Genomic DNA, 4,564 nt, shown 5'->3' with positions numbered 1-4,564 from the left:
GGGGCACTCATGCCGACGCGTCCTCCGTCCCAGCCTGGCCGGCCGGCTCGTGCAGCGGCCAGTACATCGACACCCACCGCAGCGTCTCGGTGGTCGGGTTGATCACGACGTGCGGCTGGTTGCGGGGAATGACGATCAGTTCGCCGGTCCGGATCCCGGCCCGGTCCGGCCCGATGACGACCTCACCGCTGCCGCTCAGCACGAGCATGACCTCGTCCTGGTCGTGACAGTCCTGGATGGACTCGTTGCCGGCCGGGAGGAAGCAGGCCATCACCCCCAGCGGCGGCTCCTCCGCCCCGGTCGACCAGGGCACCAGCCGCTGGCAGGACATGCCGAACTCGGCGGTGGCCGCCGACTCGTCGATGGAGAACTTGGTGATCATCCGTCCTCGTCTTTCGTGGGACCAACGGTGGTTGCCGCGCGTCGGCGGTCAGTTCCGGGCCGGGTCGGCCTCGTTCGCCGGCTGCGGGCGGGTGGTGGAGTCGTAGTCGAGCCGCTTGAGGACGGCGGCCAGGATCTCGCCGGCCCGTACCGCCGTGTTCGACAGCAGCGACGAGGTGATCCCGTGGGTGTTCTCGGTACCCCCGCAGAGGTAGACGCCGGCCAGTACCTCCGGGCCGGTCACCACCCGGTAGTCGCGTTCGACCAGGAGGCGGTCCTGCTCGTCGGTCCAGAGCAGCGGGGCGACCTCGCCCAGCACGGTCCGGGGATCGGTCGCCCGGTAACCGGTGGCGCAGACCAGCGCGGCGGCCCGGACCACCGACTGCCGGCCCGAGTCGGCGTGCCGTACGGTCACCTCGACCGCGTCGTCGGTCTCCCGCACGCCGGTGGGCTGGGAGACGTTGAAGAAGTGGAGCCGCTCGACGCCCTGCACCTTCTCCTCGTACGCCCGGCGGTAGAGGCTCTCGATCAGGTCGACGTCCACGACGGAGTAGTTGGTGTTCGCGTGGTAGCGCAGCAGCGCCGTCCGGACCTCCTCCGGGGCGCGGTGGAAGACGTCCACGGTCGCCGGGTCGAAGATCCGGTTGGCGTACGGACTGTCGTCGGACTGGCTGTAGCCGAAGCGGGAGAAGACCGCGTACACCTCGGCCCCGGGGAAGCTGCGGTGCAGGTGGTCGGTCACCTCTGCCGCGCTCTGACCGGCGCCGACCACCACGAACCGCTGCGGTCCGGAGTCGACGTCCAGCCGGGCGAGGTTGTCCAGGAAGGTGGAGCTGTGCCAGACCCGGGGGCCCGGTGCGATGGTGGCCGGCATCCGGGGGGTCAGACCCGGTGCGACGACGAGGTTACGGGCCTGCCGGACGAGCGTCTCGCCGGTGGCGACGTCCCGGGCCACCACCTCGTAGTGGTTGACCAGGCCGTCCTGTTCGACCGGTCGGCAGGAGACCACCTCGACGCCGTAGCTGACCACGTGGCGCATCTGCTCCGCACACCAGGCCAGGTAGTCGTGGAACTCGATCCGGGACGGGAACAGGCTCTTGTGGTTGATGAAGTCGATCAACCGGTCCTTGGCGTGCAGGTACGGCACGAAGCCGAACCGGCTCACCGGGTTTCGGAGGGTGACGAGGTCCTTGAGGAAGGCGACCTGCATCGTCGCCCCGTCCAGCAGCATCCCCCGGTGCCACTGGAACTGCGGCTTCCGCTCCAGGAACTCGACGGTCAGCGGGGTCATGGCGGTGGACTCGTTGTGCTCGGTCACCGCGATCGCGAGGGCCAGATTCGATGGTCCGAAGCCGATCCCCAGGATGTCGACGACGGGATCCGGGCGCGGGTGTGAACGCATGTCGTTGCTCCTGGTAGAGGCTGGTGCCGTGACCGTTCTGCGCGGGTTGTGACGCAGCCGGCCGGACGACGCGCGGCGGGGTTACCGGAGGGGCGGTCGGACGGTTGCCTCATGCGTTACGGACCACGCCGGAGGGCCGGACCGTGGGGTCACGGGCGACACCGTGGGCAGCGGCGTGGATCCGAGGCGGCCCGCCTGGGCGTCGCGGTCGTGCCGCGTGCCGGCGGGCGCCGGTAGAGGGGACCTCTGGAGGCTGGTGGGATGCCCTGTGAACTGGCGTTTCAGGATATCCCTGGGATCGGGGTACGACAATGGAAGATCGTTGGGCGAAGTGGTGGGATTGTCGCGTTGGGCGTGACTACCGGAAATGGTGCGGCTGTCCAGGTGGTCGTCTGAGTGCAGCCCTGGCCGCGACATCCGTGTCATCCCCCGATGGCGTCTGCGATATTTTGCCGTTACCCAGCAATCATGCGGACCGTAGCACTCCGGTTGCGCCTCTGTCACCGGCTAACCCCGGGCGGTAGTGCCGGGTTAGGTTGCCTCAGGGCTGCCTGGCGGGAACAAAACCCCAGCTCAGAGCTGGCATAGCTGCCCGTCGATAGCGGTCGCGCGGATGTCCGGAAGATTTCGTGCGATCCGTACCACTGGTCGGGCGAATGGATCGCGGTGCAATAGTTGATCCCTCCTATAGGCACCGTGACCTGGGGAAATATGACGGAGCGGCAGTTAACAATCGACATGCGATTTTGCTTGACACGTCGGCGAGAGGGCTGGCAAGCTTCGCGGAAGCGGGTTGCTGAGTCGTGCCCTCCAACGCCCGGTGGTGATTTCCTGCCGGTGCCGCCACACCGCCGCTGACCTGATTCCGTGAGTAAGGGGACAATTGTGGGTTCCGAGACTGCTGTACCTGCCCCCGGTCGCGCAGAGCGCGTCATGGTCATCTCCCTGATGAAGTCCGGTACCCACCTGATCCAGGAGCTGATGGTCGCGCTGGGGTACGGCATCTACGGACAGTCGCGCATCCCTGCGGAGATCCGTCCGGTGCTGGACGACGCCACCCGGGACCGGGTCGCCCGGATGGTCTACGACGAGCAGACCTACGCGGAGCTGGCCGCCGGTGACCCCGCCTCGTTCGCGAAGGCCGGTGACGAGGCGTGGGAGGCGCTCGGCTGGGCCTGGCAGCAGCGGCTCGGCATGCCGCTGGTCAACCGTTACGGCGTGGCGGTGACCAACAACGGCCTCATCGAGCAGGCGCTGCGGCGTACCGCCACCTCCACCTTCGCGACCACCCCCGGCAACGTCTGCTGGGTGCTGCCCGAACTCGACATCAAGAAGGTCGACGGCCGGTTCCTCCAGGAGTGGACCGAGACCGGGCTGCCGCGGATCCTGTTCATGTACCGCGACCCCCGCGACGTCCTGCTGTCGATGGTCAACTTCCTCTGTGGCCGGACGGCGCAGGGCTACGGCAACTTCAGCGAGTTCCAGATCTTCAACCGGATCCTGGAGTCCAAGGCCGACCTGTCGGAGAAGCTCACCTACGCCCTCACCGACCCGGCGTTCCCGGTCTCCGGCGACCACGAGCGGGCCCTCTGGCTGCTCAACCACCCCAACGTCTGCCAGGTGTCGTTCGAGCAGCTGGTCGGCGCGCGCGGCGGCGGGTCGGACGAGCTCCAGGCCGCCACCGTCGCCCGGGTCCTGGACTTCCTCGGCTGCGACGACTCGCCCGACCAGCTCGTCGAGAAGCTGTTCCGCACCGACTCCTTCTCGTTCTTCAAGGGCCAGATCGGCTCGTGGCGGGAGGCCTTCGGCCCCGAGCACGAGGAGCTGCTCGCCGAGCGCCTGGGCCGGATGGTCCGGCTGTACGGCTACGCCTGATCCGCCCGGTCCGACCGCCCTGTCCCGTTGCCCCCATCGACCGAACCGGAGTGAGGAAACCCATGGCGGACGGTACCCGTGTCACGGCCGGCGAGATCGTGGTCACCGATGCCCGACTGCGGGCCTGTCTGGACGAGCAGGTCGTCGACATCGGCACGCTCTGGGAACTCTGCATGTACTTCGAGTTCGACCGGGAACGCACCGCCGACGACATCGCGCGGTGGCTGGGCCCCCCGGCCGGTCAGCGGATCCTCGACTGTGCCTGCGGCAGCGGCTTTCCCGCGCTGGAGCTGATCCAGCGCGGTTACGACGTCACCTGCACCGACGGCAGCGAGGCGATGCTGCGGCACTTCCACCGCAACGCCCGGATCGAGGGGCTCGACGTGCGGGCCGAGCAGGTGCTCTGGGAGGACCTGCCGAAGCGGTACGCCGACCAGTTCGACGTGGTGATGAACCGGGGTGGTGGCAACTACATCTACGCCGGCGCCTGGGACGACGAGGGCCTGGCCACCCAGGAGGCGATGGCGGAGGCGATCGGGCAGTGGATCGCGTGCCTGAAGCCGGGTGGCCGGTTCTATGTCGACATCACCCGCGCCGAGGACCTGGAGCGGACCGACCCGCAGGTCAGTGACCACCCGACGCTGCTGATCGGCGACCACCGGGTGGACATCCTGGAGCGGATCGAGATCGACCGCTCCACCGGCATCCGCACCTGGTCGAGCACGCTCACCATCGACGGCGTCAGCCACGACTTCCGTCGACGGTGCCGGTTCCTGCGGCACGACCAGCTGCGGGAGATCCTGGTCGCCGCCGGACTCACCGGTGTGGAAAAAGTGGATATTCCCGGTGAGTACTACGATATCTACTCGGGTGTCCGCGCCTGACCCCGTTGTCGTACCCCTGCGC

At 68.2% G+C, this 4,564-nt stretch carries 4 protein-coding genes; 2 read left to right on the top strand and 2 right to left on the bottom strand.

Features of this window, described 5'->3' with window-relative positions; all coding sequences use genetic code 11:
* Window positions 1-7: 7 nt before the first annotated feature.
* Window positions 8-382: a cupin domain-containing protein gene (locus tag GSF22_RS31070; protein WP_208817476.1), complete on the bottom strand. Its 375-nt coding sequence runs from the start codon at window positions 380-382 to the stop codon at window positions 8-10.
* Window positions 383-430: 48 nt separating this feature from the next.
* Window positions 431-1,783 (bottom strand): lysine N(6)-hydroxylase/L-ornithine N(5)-oxygenase family protein, encoded by a 1,353-nt coding sequence (locus GSF22_RS31065; RefSeq protein ID WP_208817475.1) that lies wholly within the window; start codon window positions 1,781-1,783, stop codon window positions 431-433.
* Window positions 1,784-2,716: 933 nt separating this feature from the next.
* Between GSF22_RS31065 and GSF22_RS31060 the strand changes: the two genes are divergently transcribed.
* Window positions 2,717-3,658 carry a hypothetical protein gene (locus tag GSF22_RS31060; protein WP_208817474.1) on the top strand — a complete coding sequence of 314 codons (942 nt, stop codon included), beginning with the start codon at window positions 2,717-2,719 and terminating at the stop codon, window positions 3,656-3,658.
* 62 nt (window positions 3,659-3,720) lie between these two features.
* Window positions 3,721-4,542, top strand: a complete 822-nt coding sequence (locus GSF22_RS31055; RefSeq protein WP_208817473.1) for a class I SAM-dependent methyltransferase — start codon at window positions 3,721-3,723, stop codon at window positions 4,540-4,542.
* The last annotated feature ends 22 nt before the right edge of the window (window positions 4,543-4,564 follow it).

Source organism: Micromonospora echinofusca (assembly GCF_017614955.1).
Classification (GTDB): domain Bacteria; phylum Actinomycetota; class Actinomycetes; order Mycobacteriales; family Micromonosporaceae; genus Micromonospora; species Micromonospora echinofusca_A.
Note: the sequence above shows the minus strand (reverse complement) of the source record. Positions and strands in the feature narration are given on the sequence as shown.

Bases quoted from the DNA above. Each gene is read 5' to 3' on its own strand.
- GSF22_RS31070 (WP_208817476.1), bottom strand. From the start codon at position 382: ATGATCACCAAGTTCTCCATCGACGAGTCGGCGGCCACCGCCGAGTTC.
- GSF22_RS31065 (WP_208817475.1), bottom strand. From the start codon at position 1,783: ATGCGTTCACACCCGCGCCCGGATCCCGTCGTCGACATCCTGGGGATC.
- GSF22_RS31060 (WP_208817474.1), top strand. From the start codon at position 2,717: ATGGTCATCTCCCTGATGAAGTCCGGTACCCACCTGATCCAGGAGCTG.
- GSF22_RS31055 (WP_208817473.1), top strand. From the start codon at position 3,721: ATGGCGGACGGTACCCGTGTCACGGCCGGCGAGATCGTGGTCACCGAT.